We start from the raw sequence: 805 nt of genomic DNA, 5'->3' as shown, positions 1-805 counted from the left end.
TGCGCACGGAAGCTGCTGATCTATGCCAACACTGTCGTCCAGCGCGGAACGCCTTGGCTCGAAACAACCGTCACGGCTTAATGGTTGCTACGATTTCTGTCCGAGCCACCTCAACACCCCCTTCCCGGCTGCGACACCCGTCGCAAACGATGCCTGCAACAGATAGCCGCCGGTCGGCGCCTCCCAATCGAGCATCTCGCCGGCGGCAAAGACACCGGGCAGTTTGCGCAGCATGAAATGCGCGTCGAGTTCGCTGAACGCGATCCCGCCCGCGGTCGAGATCGCGCGATCGATCGGCGCGATGCCCGTGAGCTGAACCGGAACCGCGTTGATCAGCTGCGCAAGCTCTGCCGGCGAGAACGATGTCAATGGCTGGCCGGACGCAATCGCCGCCTCCTGCATCAGGCCGATGCCAACCGGAGAGACTTGCGCCGCCTTGCGCAGGAAATTCGCGAGCGACTGCTTGCCGCGCGTCCCGGACAGGCGGGCGGTCAGCGCGGCGGCGTCGAGGTCCGGCCGCAGCGCGATCGTCAACGTCGCCTGCCCGATGCCCAACACTGCCTCGCGCAACTCAGCCGACAGTGCGTAGATGGCGCCGCCTTCGATGCCCGTGCGGGTGACGATGGCCTCGCCGCGCACGGTATGCCGCCCGATCGTGAGGGCGACGCCCTTGAGCGGCTGCCCCTCAAATCGGTCGCGGAAGATATTCGACCACGCGACGGTGAAGCCGGAATTGGCCGGTCGCATCGGCGCAACGGCAACGCCCTTCGCCGCGAGGAGCTCCGCCCAGGCGCCATCCGACGCC

At 66.8% G+C, this 805-nt stretch carries 1 protein-coding gene; it reads right to left on the bottom strand.

Features of this window, described 5'->3' with window-relative positions:
* Positions 1–87 precede the first annotated feature (87 nt).
* On the bottom strand, positions 88–805 hold a 718-nt coding region (locus AC628_RS41200; protein ID WP_143202094.1), incomplete at its 5' end, for a TIGR03862 family flavoprotein.

The organism is Bradyrhizobium sp. NAS96.2 (assembly GCF_001908235.1).
Classification (GTDB): domain Bacteria; phylum Pseudomonadota; class Alphaproteobacteria; order Rhizobiales; family Xanthobacteraceae; genus Bradyrhizobium.
The sequence above is the reverse complement of the archived record's forward strand: the minus strand, read 5'-3'. Positions and strand labels throughout refer to the sequence as shown.